The 23737-nt window shown below is 72.2% G+C and carries 12 protein-coding genes and 1 pseudogene; 6 read left to right on the top strand and 7 right to left on the bottom strand.

Annotation, left to right across the window (positions count from 1 at the left end):
- Nucleotides 1-51 precede the first annotated feature (51 nt).
- From glgB to AB0P06_RS03935, 4 genes are all read right to left on the bottom strand, one after another.
- Complete coding sequence (gene glgB, locus AB0P06_RS03920) at nt 52-2517, bottom strand: 1,4-alpha-glucan branching enzyme (protein ID WP_363604866.1); 2466 nt, start codon at nt 2515-2517, stop codon at nt 52-54.
- Between the two features lie 112 nt (nt 2518-2629).
- On the bottom strand, nt 2630-4120 hold the full coding sequence (locus AB0P06_RS03925) for a phosphotransferase (protein WP_363604868.1): 1491 nt from the start codon (nt 4118-4120) through the stop codon (nt 2630-2632).
- Between the two features lie 279 nt (nt 4121-4399).
- A complete protein-coding gene (treS, locus tag AB0P06_RS03930) occupies nt 4400-6124 on the bottom strand; it encodes a maltose alpha-D-glucosyltransferase (RefSeq protein ID WP_363604869.1) in 1725 nt (574 codons plus the stop codon).
- On the bottom strand, nt 6121-8091 hold the full coding sequence (locus AB0P06_RS03935) for an alpha-1,4-glucan--maltose-1-phosphate maltosyltransferase (RefSeq protein ID WP_363604911.1): 1971 nt from the start codon (nt 8089-8091) through the stop codon (nt 6121-6123). The genes treS and AB0P06_RS03935 overlap by 4 nt, the downstream gene beginning before the upstream one ends.
- Before the next feature lie 1056 nt (nt 8092-9147).
- Here AB0P06_RS03935 and glgP point away from each other — a divergent pair.
- Entirely contained in the window at nt 9148-11850 is a 2703-nt protein-coding gene (gene glgP / locus AB0P06_RS03940; protein ID WP_363604871.1) for an alpha-glucan family phosphorylase, read from the top strand.
- A 49-nt stretch (nt 11851-11899) separates the two neighbouring features.
- Here glgP and AB0P06_RS03945 read toward each other — a convergent pair whose 3' ends face one another.
- Nucleotides 11900-13879 carry an ABC transporter ATP-binding protein gene (locus tag AB0P06_RS03945; RefSeq protein ID WP_363604873.1) on the bottom strand — a complete coding sequence of 660 codons (1980 nt, stop codon included), beginning with the start codon at nt 13877-13879 and terminating at the stop codon, nt 11900-11902.
- Complete coding sequence (locus AB0P06_RS03950) at nt 13876-15813, bottom strand: ABC transporter ATP-binding protein (RefSeq protein ID WP_363604875.1); 1938 nt, start codon at nt 15811-15813, stop codon at nt 13876-13878. Before AB0P06_RS03950 ends, AB0P06_RS03945 begins: the two co-directional genes overlap by 4 nt.
- A gap of 346 nt (nt 15814-16159) precedes the next feature.
- Between AB0P06_RS03950 and AB0P06_RS03955 the strand changes: the two are divergent.
- Nucleotides 16160-16309 (top strand): annotated as a pseudogene (locus AB0P06_RS03955) (Crp/Fnr family transcriptional regulator); the annotation flags it as partial.
- Nucleotides 16310-16434: 125 nt separating this feature from the next.
- On the opposite strand, the gene glgX reads toward AB0P06_RS03955, so the two are convergent.
- Nucleotides 16435-18645 (bottom strand): glycogen debranching protein GlgX, encoded by a 2211-nt coding sequence (glgX, locus tag AB0P06_RS03960; RefSeq protein ID WP_363604876.1) that lies wholly within the window; start codon nt 18643-18645, stop codon nt 16435-16437.
- Between the two features lie 209 nt (nt 18646-18854).
- On the opposite strand from glgX, the gene AB0P06_RS03965 reads away from it, so the two are divergent.
- The 4 genes from AB0P06_RS03965 to AB0P06_RS03980 all read left to right on the top strand — a co-directional run bounded on the left by AB0P06_RS03965 (nt 18855) and on the right by AB0P06_RS03980 (nt 23665).
- Nucleotides 18855-20096, top strand: coding sequence for an Ig-like domain-containing protein (locus tag AB0P06_RS03965; protein ID WP_363604878.1), 1242 nt, complete (start codon nt 18855-18857; stop codon nt 20094-20096).
- A gap of 250 nt (nt 20097-20346) precedes the next feature.
- Complete coding sequence (locus tag AB0P06_RS03970) at nt 20347-21519, top strand: Ig-like domain-containing protein (protein ID WP_363604913.1); 1173 nt, start codon at nt 20347-20349, stop codon at nt 21517-21519.
- Between the two features lie 223 nt (nt 21520-21742).
- Nucleotides 21743-22990, top strand: coding sequence for an Ig-like domain-containing protein (locus tag AB0P06_RS03975; protein ID WP_363604879.1), 1248 nt, complete (start codon nt 21743-21745; stop codon nt 22988-22990).
- 168 nt (nt 22991-23158) lie between these two features.
- Nucleotides 23159-23665 carry an ATP-binding protein gene (locus tag AB0P06_RS03980; protein WP_363604881.1) on the top strand — a complete coding sequence of 169 codons (507 nt, stop codon included), beginning with the start codon at nt 23159-23161 and terminating at the stop codon, nt 23663-23665.
- Nucleotides 23666-23737: the final 72 nt, after the last annotated feature.

Raw genomic sequence — 23737 nt, forward strand, 5'->3', positions numbered from 1 at the left:
CGGGCCGGCCGGTACGGGACGCAACGGTCCGGCACCGGCCGGCGGGCCGGGTCAGACCGGGCGGAGCCAGAGGGTGGCGAGGGGCGGGAGGACGAGTTCGGCGCTGCGGGGCTGGCCGTTCCAGGGGGTGGGTTCGGCCTTCACCGGGCGGGAGTTGCCGAGGCCGCTGCCGCCGTAGGTCTCGGCGTCGGTGTTCAGCACCTCCTCCCAGAGCTGGTCGCGGCCGGTCAGGGCGGGCAGACCGACCCGGTGGCCGTGCCGGACGACCGGGGAGAAGTTGCAGACGGCGACCAGCGGGGTGCCGTCGGCGGCGTAGCGGACGAAGGAGAGCAGGTTGTCCTCGGCGGCGCCGCCGTCGAGCCAGCGGAAGCCGTCCGGGGTGGTGTCCTGCTCCCAGAGCGCGGGGCTGGCGCGGTAGGTGCGGTTGAGGTCGCGGACGAGGTCCCGGACGCCGCGGTGGTCACCGGCCGCCGGCCACTGCTCGTCGAGCACCCACCACTGCGGGCCCTGCTCGTGGTCCCACTCCGCGCCCTGGGCGAACTCCTGCCCCATGAAGAGGAGTTGCTTGCCCGGGTGGGCCCACATGAAGCCCAGGTAGGCGCGGTGGTTGGCGCGCTGCTGCCACCAGTCGCCGGGCATCTTGGAGATCAGCGCCTGCTTGCCGTGCACCACCTCGTCGTGCGAGATCGGCAGGATGTAGTTCTCCGAGTAGGCGTACACCATCGAGAAGGTGATCTCGTTGTGGTGGTACTTGCGGTGCACCGGCTCCTTGGACATGTAGACCAGCGAGTCGTGCATCCAGCCCATGTTCCACTTCAGCCCGAAGCCGAGGCCGCCGTTGTCGGTGGGCCGGGTGACGCCGTCCCAGGCGGTCGACTCCTCGGCGATGGTGACCACGCCGGGGCAGCGTCGGTAGACGGTGGCGTTCATCTCCTGGAGGAACGCGGCCGCGTCCAGGTTCTCCCGGCCGCCGAACCGGTTGGGGGTCCAGCCGCCGTCCTCGCGGGAGTAGTCGAGGTAGAGCATCGAGGCGACGGCGTCCACCCGCAGGCCGTCGATGTGGAACTCCTCGCACCAGTACACCGCGTTGGCGACCAGGAAGTTGCGGACCTCGGTGCGGCCGTAGTCGAACTCCAGCGTCCCCCAGTCGGGGTGCTCGGCGCGCTGCGGGTCGGCCGGCTCGTACAGCGGCTCGCCGTCGAAGCGGGCGAGCGCGAAGTCGTCCTTGGGGAAGTGCGCCGGCACCCAGTCGACGATCACCCCGATGCCGTGCCGGTGCAGGGTGTCGACCAGGTACCGGAAGTCGTCCGGGCCGCCCAGCCGCGCGGTGGGGGCGTAGTAGCCGGAGACCTGGTAGCCCCAGGAGCCGCCGAAGGGGTGCTCCATCACCGGCATCAGCTCCACATGGGTGAAGCCCAGGTCCTTGAGGTAGCCCGGGAGCTCCTCGGCGATCTCCCGGTAGCCGGTGAGGTCGGGCCGCCAGGACGGCAGGTGCAGCTCGTACACGGACATCGGGGCCCGGTGGTGGGCGGTGCGGGCCCGGTGGGCCATCCAGTCGCCGTCCTGCCAGCGGTACGCGGAGGAGGTGACGACGGAGGCGGTGCCGGGCGGGCACTGGGCGGCGCGGGCCAGCGGGTCGGCCTTGTCGAGCACCCAGCCCTGCCGGGTGTGGATCTCGTACTTGTACTGGGTGCCCTCGGCGAGGCCGGGCACGAACAGCTCCCAGATGCCGGACGAGCCGAGCGAGCGCATCGGGTGCCCGGTGCCGTCCCAGTGGTTGAAGTCGCCGATCAGCCGGACGCCGACGGCGTTCGGCGCCCAGACCGCGAACGCGGTGCCGTCCACCCCGTCGACGGTGCGCACATGCGAGCCGAGGGCCTGCCAGAGCTGCTCGTGCCGGCCCTCGGAGATGAGGTGGAGGTCCAGCTCGCCGAGGGTGGGCGGGGTGCGGTAGCCGTCGGGCTGGACCAGCGGCTCACCGCCGGGGTAGGTCACCAGCAGCCGGTAGTCGGGCAGTTCGGTGCCGGCCAGCAGGCCGGTGAAGAGCCCGTTCTGCTGGTGGGTGAGCTCGGCGGGGCCGTGGGCGGTCTCCACCACCACGCGCTCGGCGAACGGGCGCAGGACCCGGATGGCGGTGCCGCCGTGCACCGGGTGGGCGCCGAGCAGCGCGTGTGGGTCGTGGTGCTCGCCGCGGAGCAGCCGGTCCACCTCGGCCGGCGGCAGCGGCGCCTCGGGCAGCCGCAGGGTGCCGGTGGGCACGGCGGCGGTCGCGGTGGCCGGGGCGACGGGAGCGGCACCGGAGGGCGTGGCGCCGGTGGGTACGGCGTTGGAGCGCACGGCACAGGAGGGCGCAGCGTTGGTGGGCACGGCGTCGGCAGCCGGCGTGCGGGCGGCCGCCGACGGCCGCGGTTCGGCCGACCGGGCCGTCACGGGTTCGCGCTGGGGGGAGTCCGCGTCCGCCAGGAAGGTGGCTGGCACGGGGCGGGTGGTGCGGCCGGGCGGGTCGAGCGGCGTCACGGCGGGGTCCTCCTGCGGAATCGGATGGCCGCGGGATCGTCGGCGGCGGGGTGGGCTTTCTCCGGGGCGGGCGGGCAGGCGTGGGTACGGAAGGCGCGGAAGCGGGGGGTGCTCAGACGGTCAGCGCGAGGCGGTTGATCGCGGCCAGCGGGATCGGCAGCCAGCCGGGCCGGTGCCGGGCCTCGTAGACCACCTCGTACACCGCCTTGTCGATCTCCAGGGCGCGCATCAGCTCCGGCGAGGCGGCCGGGTCGGTGCCGCCGCCGGCGGTGTAGCCGGCGCAGAAGGCGGTGCGGTTGCGCTGGGCCCAGGCGGCGGCGAGGTGGGCCAGCTCCGGGTCGGCCGGCCCGCCGGCCAGCAGGTGGGCGGCGGCGTAGTCGAAGGAGCGCAGCATCGCGGCGACGTCGCGCAGCGCCGTCTGCGGCTCGCGGCGCTCGGCGACGGACTTGGCCGGCTCGCCCTCGAAGTCCAGCAGCACCCAGCCGTGCGGGGTGCGCATGGCCTGGCCGAGGTGCAGGTCGCCGTGGATGCGCTGGACCGGCAGGCCGTCCGGGTGGGCGTCGGCGAGCTGCTGGAAGGCGGTGCGCAATGCGGCCCGGTAGCGCAGCAGGCCGGGGACGGCGGCGACCGCGCTGTCCAGCCGGTCGGCCATCGCGGTGGCCAGCTGCCGGGTCTGGGCGCGGTCCAGCCGGGCGACCGGCATCGAGCGGGCCAGCACCCGGTGCACCTCGGCGGTGGCCCGGCCGAGCCGGTGCGCCTCGATCGCGAAGTTGCCGGGGGAGCGGTCGCCCTTGAGCCGGCCGACCTGGTCCAGCGCCAGCTCCCAGCCGTCCTCGGCCTCCGGCAGATAGCGCTGGAGCAGTCCGAGGGTGGCGGGTTCGGCGCGTTCCAGCCGGCTCTCGAACCAGGCGGCGACCCGGGGGATGCGGGTGGAGCCGGCCCGGGAGAGCGCGAGCGAGAGCTCCAGGTCGGGGTTGGTGCCGGGGTGGATCCGGCGGAACAGCTTGAGGATGTAGGAGGTGCCGTAGATGACCGAGCTGTTGGACTGCTCGGCGGTGGAGGCGCGGCCGGGGAGGTTGGCGGGCAGTCCGGAGCCCGGGGTGCGGCGGAAGGAGAGGGAGCCGAACCGGTCGCCGGTGGCGAGATGCTCCAGCAGCCGCCCGGTCAGCTCGGGGTCGTGCACGGCGTCGTAGAGCGTCGCGCCGTCGTACGGGCCCTGGCTGAGGCGGCCGAGTACGGCGGTCGGTTCGATGTCCGAGGGGCCTTCCGAGCGGATGCCGAGCAGCAGTTGGTAGATGTCCCCGTGGGGCGCGCCGGCGGTGGTGGCGTGCTCGACCCGCAGCAGCAGGTGCAGCAGGGCGGGGTCGCCGACCTGGAGCGGGGTGCCGACCGCCGGGGTGAGGCCGGTGATGGGCCGGCCCTTGCCGGCGTACCAGCGCTGGGTCGGGAGCCATTCGGCGATCAGCGGCAGGGCTGCCTGGACGAGTTCGCTGACCCCCAGGGCGGTTCTCCGGGCCCCGGTGCCGCGCGCGCCCACCGGCGCGGCGGAACCGGCGGGGGTGTCGCGGTGAACGTGGGCTTGAGAACGGGAGGTTTCGGACATGACTCCCTTTCCCCGGAAGCGGGCGGACTGCCCGACGGGTCTGGCCGGGTCCGTCAGTCTTCCGGAATTCGGCGGCGCGGCGGCGACGGCACGCGAGCGGGGCTCAGGTGTCACGCCTTCGTGTGGGTGGCCGTTGGGCTGTTCTCCGTACGCGGTGGTCCGAAGACCTCCGGGGGCGCGGGGTCAAACTCCCGCGCCCCCGGGAGGTTTGGTGCGGTCGGTGGTGCGGAATGTGCTGAGGGGGTGCAGCGGAGGTGCCGGGGCGGCTCTGGCGGATCGTTACTTCGACCGCCTGGTCCCGCTCAGGCGCGGGGGCTGCCGGAGCTGGAACCAGTAGAAGCCGTGCCCGGCGAGGGTCAGCAGGTACGGCCACTCGCCGATCGAGGGGAAGCGCACCCCGCCGATCAGCTCGACCGGGTACCGTCCTCCGTACTGCCGCAGGTCCAGTTCGGTCGGTTGCGCGAACCGGGAGAAGTTGTTCACGCACATGACCAGGTCGCCCTCGTGCTCGCGCACGAAGGCCAGCACGGCGGGGTTGCTGGAGGGCAGTTCGGTGTACGTGCCGAGGCCGAACGCCGGGTTGAGCTTGCGGATCTCGATCATGCGACGCGTCCAGTGCAGCAGCGAACTCGAACTGCTCTGCTGCGCTTCGACGTTGGTCACCTGGTAGCCGTACACCGGGTCCATGATGGGCGGCAGACTGAGCCTGCCCGGGTCGGCGGAGGAGAAACCCGCGTTGCGGTCCGGCGTCCACTGCATCGGCGTGCGGACGCCGTCCCGGTCGCCCAGCCAGATGTTGTCGCCCATGCCGATCTCGTCGCCGTAGTAGAGCACCGGCGAGCCCGGCAGGGAGAGCAGCAGGGCGGTGAACAGCTCGATCTGGTTGCGGTCGTTCTCCAGCAGCGGGGCGAGCCTGCGGCGGATGCCCACGTTGGCCCGCATCCGGGGGTCCTTGGCGTACTCCGCGTACATGTAGTCGCGCTCCTCGTCGGTGACCATCTCCAGGGTCAGCTCGTCGTGGTTGCGCAGGAAGATGCCCCACTGGCAGCCGTGCGGGATGCGCGGGGTCTTGGCGAGGATCTCCGAGACCGGGTAGCGCGACTCCCGGCGGACCGCCATGAAGATCCGCGGCATGACGGGGAAGTGGAAGGCCATGTGGCACTCGTCGCCGCCGGAGCCGAAGTCGCCGAAGTAGTCGACGACGTCCTCCGGCCACTGGTTGGCCTCGGCGAGGAGCACGGTGTCGGGGTAGTTGGCGTCGATCTCCTTGCGGACCCGCTGGAGGAACTCGTGCGTCTCCGGCAGGTTCTCGCAGTTGGTGCCCTCGCGGGCGAACAGGTACGGCACCGCGTCCAGCCGGAAGCCGTCGATGCCGAGGTCGAGCCAGAACCGCAGCCCGGCGATCATCTCGTCCTGGACCCGCGGGTTGTCGTAGTTGAGGTCCGGCTGGTGGGAGAAGAACCGGTGCCAGAAGTACTGCTTGCGCACCGGGTCGTAGGTCCAGTTGGAGCTCTCGGTGTCGACGAAGATGATCCGGGCGTCCGGGTACTGCTTGTCGTCGTCGGCCCACATGTAGAAGTCGCCGTACGGGCCGTCCGGGTCCTCCCGGGAGGCCTGGAACCACGGGTGCTGGTCGCTGGTGTGGTTCATGACGAAGTCGATGACCACGCGCATGCCGCGGGCGTGCGCGGCGTCGACGAACTCCATGAAGTCGGCGAGGTCGCCGAACTCCGGCAGGACCGACTTGTAGTCGGCCACGTCGTACCCGCCGTCGCGCAGTGGCGAGGCGAAGAACGGGGGCAGCCAGAGGCAGTCGACCCCGAGCCACTGCAGGTAGTCGAGCTTGGACGTGAGCCCCTTGAGGTCCCCGATCCCGTCGCCGTTGCTGTCCTGGAAGGACCGCACCAGCACCTCGTAGAAGACCGCCCGCTTGAACCACTCCGGGTCCAGGTTCTTCTTCGAGGTCTCGGGGAAGGTGTCGGGGACGGGCTCGTTCACTGTCACGCTGGGTTCCTCCGAACCGTGAGGAGGTGAGCCGGCTCGGCAGAGGGATCGAGCCGGACGTAGTTGTGCCGGCCCCAGGTGTAGGCGGCGCCGGTGAGCTCGTCGTGCACCGTGAACGGCACGTCCGCCTCACGGCCCGGGAGGGCGATCGTGACGGTGGCCTCCTGGGCGTGGTGCGGGTCCAGGTTGACCACGGTGATGACGTGGTCGGTGAGGCCCTCGGGCGTGGTCGCGGTCTTGGAGAAGGCGAGCACCTGGTCGTTGTCGGTGGGGTGGAAGTGCAGGCCGCGCAGCTGCTGGAGGGCGGGGTGCCGGCGGCGCAGCCGGTTCAGCACGGTGAGCAGCGGGGCGAGGGTGTCCGTCCGGGTCCAGTCGCGCGGGCGCAGCTCGTACTTCTCCGAGTGCAGGTACTCCTCGGAGCCGGGGTGGGCCGGCTCGTTCTCGTACAGCTCGTAGCCGGCGTAGACGCCGTAGCTGGGGGAGAGGGTGGCGGCCAGGACGGCGCGGATCGCGAACGCCGCCCGGCCACCGGTCCGGAGGTACTCGTGCAGGATGTCCGGGGTGTTGGGGAAGAAGTTGGGCCGCATGTAGGCGGCGGCGTCACCGGAGAGTTCGGTGAGGTACTCGGTGAGTTCCTGTTTGGTGTTGCGCCAGGTGAAGTACGTGTACGACTGGTGGAAGCCGATCTTCCCCAGGGTGTGCATCATGGCGGGCCGGGTGAACGCCTCCGCCAGGAACAGCACATCGGGGTCGGTGCGGGCGATGTCGCCGAGCACCCTCTCCCAGAACACCACCGGTTTGGTGTGCGGGTTGTCGACCCGGAAGATCCGTACCCCGTGGGCCATCCAGAAGTGGAGGATGCGGATGGTTTCCTTGACGATTCCATCCATGTCCTGATCGAAGTTGACCGGGAAGATGTCCTGGTACTTCTTCGGCGGGTTCTCGGCGTAGGCGATGGTGCCGTCGGCCCGGTGGCTGAACCATTCCGGGTGCTTGTTCACCCACGGGTGGTCGGGGGAGCACTGGAGCGCGAAGTCCAGCGCGACCTCCAGGTGCAGCGCCTCGGCCTCGGCGACGAAGTGGTCGAAGTCCTCGATGGTCCCGAGGTCCGGGTGGACGGCGTCGTGGCCGCCCTCCGGCGAGCCGATCGCCCAGGGTGAGCCGACGTCGTGCGGACCGGCCGTCAGGGTGTTGTCCGGGCCCTTGCGGAAGGCTCGGCCGATCGGGTGGACGGGCGGCAGGTAGACCACGTCGAAGCCCATCGCGGCGACGGCCGGCAGCCGTTCGGCGGCGGTCCGCAGGGTGCCGGAGACCGGCGGCTCGACGCCGTTCGGGTCCACCACCGCGCCCTCCGAACGGGGGAAGAACTCGTACCAGGAGCCGTAGAGCGCGCGCCCCCGGTCCACCTGGAGCGGCAGCGGGCGGGAGGCGCTCACCAGTTCGCGCAGCGGGTACCGGGCCAGCAGGTCCAGCACGTCCGGGGCGAGCGCGGCGGCCAGCCGGGAGAGCGGCGGCAGACCGGTGTCGCGCAGCGCGTCGGCGGCGGACAGCACGTGTGCCCGGCCCTCCTTCTTCGGCACGTTGGCGGCGGCCCGCTCCAGCAGCCGGGCGCCGTCCTCCAGGACCAGCGCGGTGTCGATCCCGGCGGGCAGCTTGACGGCGGCGGTCCGGCGCCAGGTGGCGATCGGGTCGCTCCACGCCTCCACCAGGTAGGACCAGCGGCCGGGTGCGGTCGGGGTGACGTACGCGCCCCAGCGGTCGCTGCCCTCGGCGAGCTCGCGCATCGGCGTCCAGGGGCCGCTGCGGCCGCGCGGGTCGCGCAGGACCACATTGGCGTTCACCGCGTCATGGCCCTCGCGGAAGACGGTGGCGCTGACGAGGAAGGACTCGCCGGTGACGGCCTTGGCCGGGCGGCGGCCGGCGTCGACGAGGGGGCTGACGTCCAGGACGGGGATGCGGCCGATCACGGTGTCGCTCTCTGTCGTCTTGCGGGCGGAGGGCTTGCGGACGGGGGCATTGCGGGGGGCGGCCTTCGCGGGCGTACCGGCCCGCGCGGTGGCGGACCCGGCCGCGGGTGTGCCGGTGGGTGCGCCGGTCGGCCCGGCGGGTGCGCCGGTCGGCCCGGCGGGTGTGCCGGTGGCGGCGGCGGTGCGGCGCTTCGTGGTGGTGCGCCTGCGCGGTGCCGCGGCCCGGTGCTCCTCGGCCCCCGGGTGCCGGGCCGGTTCGGCCCGTTCCGGAGGGACGGCCCCGGCCCCTCGGGGCCCCGGCATCGCCGTGTCTGCCCGACTGTCAGAATCCATCCGTCCGGCGGATTCCGCGACCGCTGCGTCGAGTGTGTCGGCCACCGGTGTGGACTGGTCCCGCGTGTCGCCGTGCATGCCAAACTCCTGCCCGAGATCGGCGGCAGCTCCCGCGGGCCGCGCGGGCCAGGGGAGTACCGGGAGGACTGCTGGGTGGGGAGGACGTGCGACCGGAAGCCTGCCCGCGCCGTCGTCCCCGGCAACCTGCCCGTCTCCCGCCGAGGCTGTGGCGGGAGGTCCCGGAACCCGTGTGCGTCCCGGCGCACGCCTCTGCGGGGACACCCCGGGGGGTTCCCGACCCACCCGTGAACGAGCAGGCCGAGTCGGAGGACACGCGTCGGTGCGCGGCGAGCGCCGAATGGGCTAAGGAGGATGAGGATCGATCAACGCGAAAAGGATTCGGACGTGCTGCTTCGAGAAGGGCGCCACCCTTCGCCGTACTCCCCGCAGCATCAACGACCTTCGTTCATCGTCGCACCGGGGGCAGGGTTTTCGCAGCGGTACGACAGTAGTTTCGGGCGTCGTCCGGGGCGGATCCTCCGGTGGAAATGGATCTGTTCCGCAGCGTTCACGCATTGGTAGCGCGTTCCCTCGGAAAGTGCGCCTCGCGCGCCCCCTGTGCAGTCCAATGCGCCGAATGCGATCTCATCAATAGGCCGAACGGAGTCCCAATAGCCCACTTGACGCACCCTCATGACGATTGCCGGGGCTACGCTTCACGCCGTGAAGGCAATCCGCAGATTCACCGTCCGCACCGTCCTGCCCGAACAACTCCAGCCGTTGCACGAGCTGGCCCTCAACCTGCGCTGGTCCTGGCACCCCGAGACCAGGGACCTCTTCCGGTCCGTGGACCCGGAGGTCTGGGCCGCGTCCGGTGAGGACCCGGTGCGCCTGCTCGGGGAGGTCCCGGCCGCCCGGCTCGCCGCACTCGCCACCGACCGGCGCTTCCTGCGCAGGCTCGGCGACCTCACCGAGGACCTGCGCGACTACCTGACCGGCCCGCGCTGGTACCAGAGCTCCCCGCCCGGGGACGACCAGCAGGCGGTCCGCACCTCGCTGCCCGCCGCCATCGCCTACTTCTCGCCCGAGTACGGCATCGCCGCCGCGCTGCCCCAGTACTCCGGCGGTCTCGGCATCCTGGCCGGCGACCACCTCAAGGCCGCCAGCGACCTGGGTGTGCCGATCATCGGCGTGGGCCTGTTCTACCGGCACGGCTACTTCCGCCAGTCCCTCAACCGGGACGGCTGGCAGCAGGAGCGCTACCCCCTGCTCGACCCGGACGAACTCGCGGTCAGCCTGCTCCGGGAGAGTGACGGCGCCCCCTGCCGGATCGACCTCGCCCTGCCCGGCGGCCGCACCCTGGCCGCGCACGTCTGGAAGGCCCAGGTCGGGCGCGTCCCGCTGCTGCTGCTCGACTCCGACATCGAGGCCAACTCGCCGGCGGAACGCGACGTCACCGACCGCCTCTACGGCGGCGGCAGCGAGCACCGGCTGCTCCAGGAGATGCTGCTCGGCATCGGCGGCGTCCGCGCCGTCCGCGGCTACTGCCGGCTCACCGGCCACCCCGCGCCCGAGGTCTTCCACACCAACGAGGGCCACGCCGGCTTCCTCGGCGTCGAGCGGATCCGCGAACTGATCGCCGACGACGCGGCCGGCCCCGGGCTTGATTTCGCCGCCGCCCTGGAGGCCGTCCGGGCCGGCACCCTGTTCACCACCCACACCCCCGTCCCGGCCGGCATCGACCGCTTCGACCGCGAGCTGGTCGCCCGCCACTTCGGCGGCGACGCCGCCCTGCCCGGCGTCCAGGCCGAGCAGGTGCTCGCACTCGGCGCCGAGACCTGGCGCGGCGGGGACCCGAAACTGTTCAACATGGCGGCCATGGGCCTGCGGCTCGCCCAGCGCGCCAACGGCGTCTCCACCCTGCACGGCGAGGTCAGCCGGTCCATGTTCAACGGCCTCTGGCCCGGCTTCGACGTCACCGAGGTCCCGATCACCTCCGTCACCAACGGCGTCCACGCCGCCACCTGGATCGACCCGGCCGTCGTCCGGCTCGGCGCCGCCGAACTCGGCGCCGACCGCGCCGAGGCCGCCATGACCACCGGCGACGCCAAGCGCTGGACCGGCCTGGAGCGGATCGGCAACACCGAGGTCTGGGAGCTGCGCCGCAACCTGCGCGCCCAGCTGGTCGACGAGGCCCGCCAGCGGCTGCGCACCTCCTGGCGCCAGCGCGGCGCGGGCGAGGCCGAGCTCGGCTGGGTCTCCTCGGTGCTCGACCCGGACGTCCTCACCATCGGCTTCGCCCGCCGGGTGCCCTCCTACAAGCGGCTCACCCTGATGCTGCGCGACCAGGAGCGGCTGCGCGCCCTGCTGCTGCACCCCACCCGGCCGGTGCAGATCGTGGTCGCGGGCAAGGCCCACCCGGCCGACGACGGCGGCAAGCGGCTGATCCAGCAGATGGTCGCCTTCGCCGACGATCCGGTCGTCCGGCACCGGATCGTCTTCCTGCCCGACTACGACATGGCGATGGCCCAGCACCTCTACCCGGGGTGCGACGTCTGGCTGAACAACCCGCTGCGCCCGCTGGAGGCCTGCGGCACCTCCGGGATGAAGGCCGCGCTCAACGGCTGCCTCAACCTCTCCGTCCTGGACGGCTGGTGGGACGAGTGGTACGACGGCCAGAACGGCTGGGCGATCCCCACCGCCGACGGCACCGGAGGGGTGCTCGACCCGGAGAGCGTCGAGGCCGAGCGGCGGGACGACATCGAGGCCGCCGCGCTGTACGACCTGATCGAGAACCAGGTGGCCGCCCGGTTCTACGACCGCGGTGCGGACGGGCTGCCGCACCGCTGGATCGCCATGGTCCGGCACACCCTGGTCACCCTCGGCCCCAAGGTGCTGGCCGGGCGGATGGTCCGTGAGTACGTCGAGCGGCTGTACGCCCCGGCGGCGCTGGCCCAGCGGGAGCTGGCGGCGGCCCGTCCGGGTGAGGGCCCGTACGCCGGGGCGCGCGTGCTGGCCGGCTGGAAGGCCCGGATCCGCGAGGCCTGGCCGGCCGTCCGGGTCGAGCACGTCGAGGCGGAGAACCGGGACGAGGCGCAGGAACTGGGCAGTGCGCTGGCGCTGCGGGTGCAGGTCGCGCTGGGCACGCTGGAGCCGGACGACGTCGAGGTGCAGGTGGTGTCCGGGCGGGTGGACGAGTCGGACGGCATCTCGGACGCCTGCCTGCTCGCGCTCAAGCCGGTGGGCGGCCCGGACCTGGACGGCCGCACCCGGTACGAGGGCTCGCTGGAGCTCTGCCGGACCGGCCCGTTCGGTTACACCGTCCGGGTGCTGCCGGCCCATCCGGGCCTGGCCTCGCCGGCCGAGCTGGGCCTGGTCACGCTGCCGGCCGAGTCCGCGGGGATGGACGCGGGGCTGCTGCGCTGATGATGCCCTGACGGTGGGGTGGGGAGACCGACACGGTCTCCCCACCCTCCTAGACCAGGCTGTTCCGCCAGGCCTGGTGCAGTTCGGCGAAGCGGCCGGAGCCGTCGATCAGTTCCTGCGGGGTGCCGTCCTCCACGATCCGGCCCTCGTCCATCACCAGCACCCGGTCGGCGATCTCCACGGTGGAGAGCCGGTGGGCGATGATCACGGCCGTCCGCCCGGCCAGCACGGTGCGCATCGCCCGCTGGACGGCCTGCTCGCCCGGGACGTCCAGGGAACTGGTGGCCTCGTCCAGGATCAGCACGGCAGGGTCGGCCAGCAGAGCTCGGGCGAAGGCGACCAGCTGGCGCTGCCCGGCCGAGATCCGCCCGCCGCGCTTGCGCACATCGGTGTCGAAGCCGTCCGGCAGCGCGGCGATGAACTCGTGGGCGCCGATGTCCCGGGCGGCCTGCTCGACCTCCTCGCGGGTGGCGCCGGGGCGGCCGATCGCGATGTTCTCGGCGACGGTGCCGGAGAAGAGGAAGGACTCCTGGGTCAGCATCACCACGCCGCGCCGCAGCTCCGCGGTGGCGAGGTCACGCAGGTCCACGCCGTCCAGGGTGATCCGGCCGTCGGTCGGGTCGTAGAACCGGGCCAGCAGCTTGGCCAGCGTCGACTTGCCCGCACCGGTCGCGCCGACGACGGCCACCGTCTGCCCGGCGGGCAGCACCAGGTCGAACGGCGGCAGCACCTCCTTGCCGGTCCGGTAGGCGAACTGGGTCTTCTCAAAGCGCACTTCCCTGCCTCGCGTGCTCGCCTCCGGGCGCTCGGATCCGGCGCCGACGTTCCTCGCTCCGGCACTCCCTCCTCCGTCGGTCGCTTGTCGCTCGTCGCTTTCGGCGCCGGCGCGCCCTTCGGCTCGGCGCGGGGTGCCTCGCGCGCCCGTCAGGGCGGGCAGCTCGACGGGCTGGGCCGGCTCGGCGACGGTCGGCTCGTGGGCGAGCAGGCCGGAGATCTTCTCCAGGGCGGCGGCGGCCGACTGGTAGTTGTTCAGGAACATCGCCAGCTGGTCGATCGGTTCGTAGAGCCGGTGCAGGTAGAGGACGAAGCCGGTGAGCACGCCCAGCTCCACCGCGCCGTCGGTGACCAGGAAGGCGCCGAGCAGGACCACGCCGGCGGTCCAGACGTTGGCGACGGTGCGGGAGAGGCCGACGTAGCGGGCGATCTCCAGCAGGCCGTCCGCGGTGGCGGTGGCCGACTGCCGGTTCACCTCGGCGAAGGCGGCGTCGTTGGCCCGCTCGCGGCGGAACGCCTGCACCGGGCGGATGCCGTTCATGGTCTCGGTGAAGCGCACGATCACCGAGGCGGCCGAGGTGCGCGAGCGGCGGTAGACCCGGCGCGAGCGGACCCGGAACGAGCGGGCGATCAGACAGAGCGGCAGGAACGAGAGCAGCGAGACCAGGCCGAGCTGCCAGTCCATCACCAGCAGCAGCACCGAGATGTAGAAGACCGAGAGGGAGACCGTCAGCAGTTCCTGGAGGCCCTCGGAGAGCAGCTCGCGCAGGGCGTCCACGTCGCTGGTGGCGCGGGAGATGATCCGGCCCGAGGTGTAGCGCTCGTGGAAGTCGAGGCTGAGCCGCTGGGCGTGGCGGAAGATCCGGCCGCGCAGGTCCAGCAGGATGTCCTGGTTGACCCGGGCGCTGATCCTGATGAACGCCCACTGCAGCACGGTGCTCAGCACGGCGCAGGAGAGATAGGCGGTGACCACCGCGACCAGCGGGCCGGCGTCGTGCTCGCGCAGGGCCGGGACGCCCCGGTCCATCGCGATGGCGACCAGCAGCGGGCCGGACTGCAGAGCGGCCTGCTGGACCAGGATCACCACCATCGCGATGGTGACCCGGGCCCGGTGCGGGCCGAGCAGTGAGCGCAGCAGCGCCCGGGGCGCGCCCGGCGGGACGGGGATGTCCTCCTCGTCGACCGGGGGCGGCAGCTCGTCCTCGGCCGGCCGGCTCTTCTGGGCCCGTTCGGTGGGCTCGATCGTGGTGGTCATCGGGCGGGACTCCCCTTCGGTACGAGGGCGGCCTCGCCCGACATCAGTTCGCGGTAGCGCGCCGAGGAGCGCAGCAGCTCGTGGTGGGTGCCGACGGCCTCGATCCGGCCGTCCGCGAGGACGGCGACCCGGTCGGCGAGCAGGACGGTGCTCGGCCGGTGGGCCACCACCAGGGCGGTGGTGGAGCCGAGCACCTGGCGCAGTGCCCGTTCGACCAGTGCCTCGGTGTGCACGTCCAGCGCGGAGAGCGGGTCGTCCAGCACCAGGAAGGCCGGGTCGCCGACCACCGCGCGGGCGAGCGCGAGCCGCTGGCGCTGGCCGCCGGAGAGGCTGAGGCCCTGTTCGCCGACCTCCGTCGCCACTCCGTCGGGCAGTTTGTCGACGAAGCCGGCCTGGGCGGTGGCCAGTGCGGCGGCCAGCCGGCCGTCGTCGGCGCCGGGCGCGCCCATCAGGACGTTCTCCCGGACGGTGGCGGAGAACAGGGTGGGCTCCTCGAAGGCCACCGAGACCAGTTCGCGCAGCCGCTCCCGGGACAGTTCGCGGATGTCGCGGCCGTCCAGGGTGATGGTGCCGGCGGTGGCCTCGTACAGACGGGGGAGCAGCGCGGTGAGCGTGGTCTTGCCGCTGCCGGTGGCGCCGACCAGGGCCATCGTCTCGCCGCTGCGGATGTGCAGGTCGATGCCCTGGAGCAGGTCGGGGGTGTCGGGCGGGGCGTCCGGGTAGCGGAAGCGGACGCCGCTGAGCCGGATGCCGTCGCCGGTGGTGCCCGGCTCCCGGCCGGGGGCGTCGGCCTGCTCGGGCCGGTCGGGCCGGTCGGCCGGTTCGGGCTCGTCCAGCACCTCGAAGAAGCGGTCGGTGGCGGTGGCGGCCTCGTTGGCGCTGGCGAGCAGCCAGCCGAGCGACTCGACCGGCCAGCGCTGCGCGAGCGCGGTGGAGAGGAAGGCGACCAGGGCGCCGGCGCTCAGCTCGTCGTGGGCGACCAGGTAGGCGCCGGCGGCGAGCGCGCAGCCGAGGGCCAGCTCGGGCAGGCCGACGACGACCGCCCAGAGGGTGGCCAGCAGACCGGCCTTCTTCAGCTCGGTGCGGCGCAGGTCGTGGGCCTGCGCGTGGAAGCGCTCGGTCATCGAGCGGTGGCGGCCGAAGGCCTTGAGGATGCGGATGCCGAGGATGGACTCCTCGACGACGGTGGCGAGGTCGCCGCTCTGGTCCTGGGCGAGGCGGGCGGCGCCGGAGTAGCCGGCTTCGAAGCGCCGGGTCAGCACGATCAGCGGCAGCGCGGGCAGCAGCACGATCAGCGCGAGCCGCCAGTCCTGGGCGAACATCAGCGCGGTGCCGGCCAGGAACATCACCGAGTTGACGATGAGGAAGACCAGCGGAAAGGTCAGGAACAGCCGCATGGTGTACATGTCGGAGGTGGCCCGGGAGAGCAACTGACCGGAGCCCCAACGGTCGTGGAAGGAGATCGGCAGCCGCTGGAGCCTGGCGAAGAGGTCGCCGCGCATCGCCGTCTCCAGCTCGGCCAGCGGGCGGGCCAGGAGCACCCGGCGGGTGTAGAACAGCGCGGCCTCGGCCAGGCCGAGCGCGAGCAGCAGGCCGACCAGCGGCCAGAGCGCGTCGAGGTCGTGGTCGGCGATCGGGCCGTCCACGATCCGGCCGAGCACCAGCGGGACGCCAAGCAAGCTGAACATGGCGAGCAGGGCGGCGGTGATCGAGGCGGCCAGCCGCCAGCGGACCGCCCGGGCGTAGGGCCAGAGGCGTAGCAGGGAGCGGGTCGTCGACCGGTGAGCGGGCGCGGCGGGCGCGGCGGTCTCGGTGGTCGGTGTGGTCGGTGTGGTCGGTGCGATCTGCTGGGGCTGGAGGCCAGGTGGGCCCTCCTGCCGCTGGCCCGGCGGTGGTGGTGCTTCGGGCAGCAGGGTGTTTAGGTTCTCGGCCATCGCGGTGAGGGTAAGCAGATATCCGGTCATTTCTCATCCGGGTTTCGGACCTATCGACGAGAACCGGCCACCTGTGCGGACCCGTACGGATCCGGGTGCGTGCCTGCCCGGCTCCGCCCGGTTCCGCCCGGCCCGGACGGGCCCGGACCGGCCCCGACCGGCCCCGACCGGCCCCGCGCGGTCTCGGCGGACGGAATCACCCGGACGGGCGGGGCGCGTGCTGCCTTGAGGGGCGCGTGTGGCGAATGGTGCATATCGCCATGCTTCGTGCGCCTCTCGTGTGCACTCCGCAGCCACCCGATGACAACTTCTGACGGAAAGTCACTATGCCGACGAAGGAAGGACGATGACGGTCACGACCGAGCGGGCTCCAGGAGCGGCGGGCCCCCGGGCCCGGACCCAGCAGAGCCTCAGTGTCGAGGCGGCGAAGAATCTCGCCACCACGACCAGGTCCGTACCGCAGATGCAGGAGATCGGCTCGCGCCGGCCGCTACGTCTGCGTCACCGGCTGTTCCGACGACGTGATGGGTCTGCGGCCCAGGGCGGTCAGCCGGATCGACGGGCACTACCTGCAAGGAGGGGAGTTTCCACTACCTGATGATCGTCGCCGACAAGGTCTGATCAGTCGCCGGCCGCGGGCGTGCGCAGCAGCTGGAGCGAGTGCCCGCCCAGCAGCACGGTGTCCTGCGGGCGGCACGTGGGTGCGGGCGCGTCCGCGGTGGTGTCGAGCACCGTCTCGTACGCCGTCTGCGGCGCGGTCCAGGGCTCGCCGGGCAGGGTGAAGGGCAGCGGCTCCGGGCCGGCGTTGAGCAGCAGCAGGAAGCTGTCGTCCTGCAACGGGCGGCCGGACGGGTCGCGTTCGGCCGTCGCGGCGCCGGAGAGCAGCATGCCGAGGCAGGCCGTCGGGGCGAACCAGTCGGCCTCCGTCATCTCCTTGCCCAGCGGGGTGAACCAGGCCAGGTCGGGCCGGCCGCCGGGGGCGGGGGCCCGGCCGGAGAAGAACGCCCGCCGGCGCAGCACCGGGTGGGCGCGGCGCAGCCGGACGAGCCGGGCGGTGAGCTCGCGCAGCTCGCGCGGGGCCGGGTCGTCCAGCAGCGACCAGTCCAGCCAGCTCACCTCGTTGTCCTGGCAGTAGGCGTTGTTGTTGCCGCCCTGGGTGCGGCCGAACTCGTCCCCGGCGGTGATCATCGGGACACCGGTGGAGAGCAGCAGGGTGGCCATCAGATTGCGCAGCTGGCGCTGCCGCAGGGCGGTGACGGCGGGGTCGGTGCTCTCGCCCTCGGCGCCGTGGTTCCAGGAGCGGTTGTCGTCGGTGCCGTCCCGGTTGGCCTCGCCGTTGGCCTCGTTGTGCTTGCGGTCGTAGGAGACCAGGTCGCGCAGGGTGAAGCCGTCGTGGGCGGTGATGTAGTTGACCGAGGCGTACGGGCGCCGCCCGCCGCGCTGGTAGAGGTCGGAGGAGCCGGAGAGCCGGTAGCCGAGTTCGCGGACGTCCGGCCGGGCGCCGCGCCAGAAGTCCCGGACGGTGTCGCGGTACTTGTCGTTCCACTCGGCCCAGAGCGGCGGGAAGTTGCCGACCTGGTAGCCGCCCGCTCCGACGTCCCAGGGTTCGGCGATCAGCTTGACCCGGCTGAGGACCGGGTCCTGGGAGACGGCGGCGAGGAAGGGGTGGTCCATGTCCACGCCGTCGGCGCCCCGGGCGAGTGCGGCGGCGAGGTCGAAGCGGAAGCCGTCCACGCCCATCTCGGTGACCCAGTAGCGCAGCGAGTCGGTGATCAGCCGGACCACCTGGGGCCGCCGGGTGTCCAGGGTGTTGCCGCAGCCGGTGTAGTCGGCGTAGCCGCGGGCGCGGTGCGGCGGGAGGCGGTAGTAGCCGGAGTTGTCGATCCCGCGCAGCGAGAGGGTGGGGCCGAGTTCGGCGCCCTCGGCGGTGTGGTTGTAGACCACGTCGAGGATCACCTCGATCCCGGCGGCGTGCAGCGCGCGCACCATCCGCTTGAACTCGCCGACCTGGCCGCCGCGCCCGCCGGCGGCGGAGTAGCCGGCGTGCGGGGCGAAGTAGCCGATGGTGTTGTAGCCCCAGTAGTTGACCAGTCCGCGCGCCTGGAGGTGGTCCTCGGAGGCGTGCTGGTGGACGGGCAGCAGCTCGACGGCGGTGACGCCGAGGCCGGTCAGGTGCTCGATCGCGGCCGGGTGGGCGAGGCCCGCGTAGGTGCCGCGCAGCTCGGGCGGCACCCCGGGGTGCCGCATGGTGAAGCCGCGGACGTGCAGTTCGTAGAGCACGGTCTCGGCCCACGGGGTCTTGGGCCGGTGGTCGTCGTACCAGTCGTCGTCGTCGTGGACGACCACGGACCTGGGCACGTACCGGGCCGAGTCGCGGTTGTCCCGGACGGTGTCCGCCACGTCGGCCTCGGGCCAGTTGCGGACGGCGCCGCAGACGGAGTCGTGGGAGGTGTAACAGCCGTCGATGGCCCGGGCGTACGGGTCGAGCAGCAGTTTCGCCGGGTTCCACCGGGCGCCGGTCCACGGGTCCCACCGGCCGTGGACGCGGAAGCCGTAGCGGGTGCCGGGCCGGACGCCGGGCAGGAAGCCGTGCCAGGTCTGGAAGTTCTGCTCGGTGAGCGGGTGCCTGCTCTCCTGGCCGTCCTCGTCGAAGAGGCAGAGCTCGACGGCCTCGGCGCCGGCCGCCCAGAGCGCGAAGTTGGTGCCCCGCCGGCCGTGGGCGTCGGTGCGGAAGCGGGCGCCGAGCGGTTGCCAGCTGCCCGGCCACGGTGGCTCGGCGGCGGGCCCGCCGTGCGGCCGTGCTGCGGCTTCCAGCTCCTGCCCTGACGCCATGGCCGTACCCTCCCTGAGCGGGGTGTCCCGGACCCCGTTCACTTCCTTGTTCCCTGATCCTGCTGATCGGAAGCCGCTGAACGGTGGCCTACCGGCGGATGGCCGTTCGGCGTCGGCCACGGGTGTGGGGTTTTCGCGGCCTCCGCGTGTCCTGTCGGGATTGTCCTCGTTGTGCGGGGTATCGGACGGACGTGGCGGGAGGCCCTGGAATGCGGCCGGGAGTACGGGTTTGGGCACGGCGTGCGGCGGCGCTGGGCTGCTGCCTGGCGGTGCTGACCGGGTGCACCGGCGGGGGCGGCCCGGCCGGGGGACCGGGCGGCGGTGACGCGGTGGCCGCGGGCCATGCGCCGCCGGCGGCCGTCTCCAGGGCGGTGGTCACCGTGCTGCCCGCCGACGGCGCCCAGGACGTTCCGCCGGAGGGCCCGGTCCGGGTGACGGCGGAGCAGGGGCGGCTGGTCTCGGTCCGGCTGGCCGACGCCAAGGGCACGGAGCTGCCCGGGACGGTCTCCGGGGACGGTGCCTCCTGGCTGCCGGACGGGCCGCTGCCGCTGGCCACCGCCTTCACCCTGGACGCGGTGGCCGAGGACGGGCGGGGCCGGCAGGCGGCCCGGCACGCGGCGTTCTCGACGGTGGCGCGGGCGCACACCTTCGTGGCCTTCTTCACCCCGGAGGACGGCAGCACGGTCGGCGTCGGCATGCCGGTCTCGCTGAGCTTCAGCCGGCCGATCACCGACCGCGCGGCGGTGGAGCGGGCGGTGGCCGTGACGGCGGAGCCTGCGGTGCCGGTGGCCGCGCACTGGTTCGGCAACCGGCGGCTGGACTTCCGTCCGCAGCGGTACTGGGAGGCCGGGACGAAGGTCTCGGTGGCGCTGCGGCTGAAGGACGTCCAGGGCGCGCCGGGCGAGTTCGGCACCCAGTCCAAGGACATCGTGTTCACCGTCGGCCGGGCACAGGTGAGCACGGTGGACCTGGACGCGCACACCCTCACCGTCCGCGCGGGCCAGGGCGGCACGGTGGTGCGGACGCTGAAGGTGTCCGGCGGCAGCCCGGACCACTCCACCTACCGGGGCGCGCTGGTGGTGTCGGAGAAGTACAAGGTGACCAGGATGAACTCGCAGAGCGTCGGGATGGGCGACGAGTACGACATCAAGGACGTGCCGCACGCGATGCGGCTGACCGCCTCCGGCACCTTCGTGCACGGCAACTACTGGGCCGATCCGAGGGTGTTCGGCACCGCCAACACCAGCCACGGCTGCATCGGCCTGGCCGACGCCAAGGGCGGGGGGAGCAGGGAGACCCCGGCGGGCTGGCTGTTCGAGCACACCATTCCCGGGGACGTGATCGAGGTGAAGGCCTCCGTCGGGGAGGTCGTCCCGCCGCAGAACGGCCTCAACGGCTGGAATCTGCCCTGGGACCAGTGGCTCGCCGGGAGCGCCCTGGCACCGGGGTGATCTTCACTCAGAGGCAACCCGGTGATTCACCGGCCTCCGCCCGGGATTCACTCATATGGCCCGGCTATCCTGCTTGCCGCGCCGAAGACCGGCGCGAAAGATCGCCGGTCAGGTGCAACCCGTCCGGGTAGTCGCGCGTCCATCAGGAGTGGACACCGGGAGGGGAGAGACCGTGAAGCCGGTTAGGGCGGCCGATGCCGCGATAGGGATCACCAGCCGTCGAATGCGCCGTGGTGCGGTGGCGCTGATGATGGGTGGGGTGTTGTTGCTCACCGCGGCCTGTTCGGACGACAAGGGCAGCGACAAGGGGAGCAGCAACGACACCGCGACGGCGGGTGGGACGGCGGCGCCGGGGCAGACCTCGGCCGAGCCGAAGACCTCCGCCGCGGTGCTGACGGTCGAGCCCAAGGACGGTGCCCAGGACGTGGCGCCGACCAACGCTCTTCAGGTGGCGGTGGCGAACGGCAAGCTCACCGCGGTCGAGGTGACCGACAAGGAGGGCAAGCCGGTCGAGGGGGCGATCACCGCGGACGGCACCGGCTGGAAGCCCAGCGCCGCGCTCGCCGTCGGCATGGCGTACAAGGTGAACGCGCAGGCGAAGGACGCCGACGGCCTGGTGGCCGCGTCGACCACCTCGTTCACCACGCTGACGCCGGACAAGAAGATCTCCACCAACGACAACATCACCGACAACGCCACCTACGGCGTCGGGATGATCGTCTCGGTGGTCTTCAACAAGGACGTCAAGAACAAGGAGGCCGTCGCCAAGGGCATCACCTTCGCGACCAGCGACGGCACCGAGGTGAAGGGCCACTGGTTCGGCGCCCGCCGGGTGGACTTCCGTCCGGCCGAGTACTGGAAGCCGGGTACCAAGGTCACCATCAAGTACCGGCTGAAGAACGTCGAGGTCTCGCCGGGCGTCTACGGTGACGTGGACAAGGACGAGCCGTTCACCATCGGCCGCTCGCAGGTCTCCACCGCGGACTCCGCCACCCACCAGATGACGGTGGTCCGGGACGGCGTGAGCAGCACGGTGCCGGTGACCCTCGGGGACGAGAAGAACCCGTCGTGGAACGGCACGATGGTCGTCATGTCCAAGGAGAAGGTCACGCGGATGAACTCGGAGACCGTCGGCCTCGGCGGCGAGTACGACATCAAGGACGTGCCGCACGCGATGCGGCTGACCACCTCCGGCACCTTCGTCCACGGCAACTACTGGGCGAACCCGTTCGGCAAGACCAACGCCAGCCACGGCTGCGTCTCGATGCAGGACACCAAGGGCGGTGGTGACAACACGGTGGCGGGCAAGTTCTTCAACGACTCGATGATCGGCGACGTGGTCACCATCAAGAACTCCAAGGAGAAGACGGTCGCGCCCGACAACGGGCTCAGCGGCTGGAACCTCACCTGGGCCAACTGGTAGGCCCTGCCCCGGCGGTGGCTCCGGTAAAGCCACGGCCTGGAACGACGACCGGCCCGGTCCCCGCTACGGGGACCGGGCCGGCCGCCGTTTCCGGGCGGATCGCCGCCCGGACGACGAAACCTTTCCCGGGTGCCGGGGCATCTATCAGTCGGGGTCCGCGTGGTTCGGAGGCCAGCGCGGTTCAAGGATCCGCGGGTTCGCGGGTTCACGGGAGGAGTCGACAGTGAGATCGATACGCACGGTGGTGGCCGCCGGGGTGCTCGGCGGGGTGATGGTGCTGACCAGCGCCTGTGGCGGCGGGGGCAGCGGCAGCAGTGGGGACGGCGGCGCGGCCAGGGCCGAGCTGGGGGCCGGCGCGGCCGCGGGGGCCGCGCCGACCGCCTCGGCCGCCGCCCCGGCGGGTGCGGGCGCGACGCCGAAGGTGTCGCGGGCGGTGCTGGACATCCAGCCGAGGAACGGCGCGGTGGACGTGGCGCCGAACGGCGCGCTGAAGGTCTCGGTGGCGGGCGGCAGGCTCACCACCGTCAAGGTGAGCGACCGGGTCGGCCAGGAGATACCCGGCTCCATCGCGGCCGACGGCGGCAGCTGGACCCCGGCCGCGGGCCTCACGGTCGGCACCGGCTACCAGGTGAGCGCGATGGCGGCGGACGCCGACGGCGTGGTCGCCACGGCGGACAGCGCCTTCACCACGCTGACGCCGGAGCGGGAGGCCAAGGCGCGCGACAACGTCGACAACGACGCCACCTACGGCGTCGGGATGATCGTCTCGGTGGCCTTCGACAAGGACGTCAAGAACAAGGAGGCCGTCGCCGAGGGCATCACCTTCGCGACCAGCGACGGCACCGTGGCGAAGGGCCACTGGTTCGGCGACCGCCGGCTGGACTTCCGCCCCGAGGCGTACTGGAAGCCGGGGACCAGGGTCACCGTCCACTACCGGCTGAAGAGCGTGGAGATCGCCCCGGGCGTGTACGGCGGTGTGGACCGGGACGAGCCCTTCACGATCGGGCGATCCCAGGTTTCGACGGTTGACGCCAGAACCCACCGGATGACGGTGGTGCACGACGGCCGGAGTTCCGTCGTGGACATCACCTCCGGTTCGACCGAGCACCCCACCTGGAACGGCACCATGGTCGTCATGTCCAAGGAGGGCGTGGTGCGGATGCAGTCCAGCACCCTGCCCGGGATGACCGGTGCGCCGTACGACCTGATGGTGCCGCACTCGATGCGGCTGACCGATTCGGGTACGTACGTCCACGGCAACTACTGGAGCGACGCCTTCGGCGAGGACAACGTCAGCCACGGCTGCGTGGGCCTCAAGGACGTCAAGGGCGGCGGGAGTTCGACCTCGGCGGGCGAGTTCTACGACGGCTCGCTCGTCGGCGACATCGTGACCGTGCAGAATTCCTCGCGCGGCCAGGTGGCTCCGGACAACGGTCTGAGCGGTTGGAACCTGCCCTGGAGTGCCTGGTAGGAGCGGGTTCGCGGCAACCTGGGCTTGACGCGGGCCCGGCCCGGGTTGCATCCGGCATATGCCGACGCGGCGGTGATCGTTTGCTCATTGTCCGTACGCGGCCGCTTGCGTTCCGCAATGATGGACCGCATGGCGGGTTGGGGCGAAACAGATCAGTCATCACTTCAGGTGTCCAGCTTGGTCACCGAGGCATCGTGGATGTGCTTCCAGGAGGCGCTGGCGGCCCTGGAGAGGCTCAGCTCCAAGGAGCTGGAGCATATGTACTTCGACCGGCTGAGCGACGAGTCGGGGCCGGGCGAGGTGCGGCTCCCGTCCAGGCCCGAGTCCGGTCCGCTGGCCCGTCGGCTGGTGCTCTCGGTGCTGCAGACCTGGGAGCTCCACCAGCAGCTGGAGGTCGGCGAGCTGCTGACCAGCGAGCTGGTGGCCAACGCGGTGCGGCACGCGGCGGGCCGGACGATCGGCCTCCAGCTGGCGCGGAAGCCGGGCTGGCTGCGGGTGGAGGTACGGGACTCCTCGCGAGCGCTGCCCTGCATGATCCTGGCCGACACGAGCCCGGTCAACGAGCGCGGGCGCGGCCTCAGAATCGTCGACGACCTGGCCGACCGCTGGGGCGCCGACCTGATGCCGCGTGGCAAGAGCGTCTGGTTCGAACTGAAGGTCCGCGAGCGTCACTGATCCGCCCGGGAAAACATGTGGGGCCCCCGAGGTCACCGTGGTTCGGTGCGTGGGGGCCCCTGCAAGTCATCG

Source organism: Kitasatospora sp. NPDC088351 (assembly GCF_040685575.1).
GTDB lineage: Bacteria > Actinomycetota > Actinomycetes > Streptomycetales > Streptomycetaceae > Kitasatospora.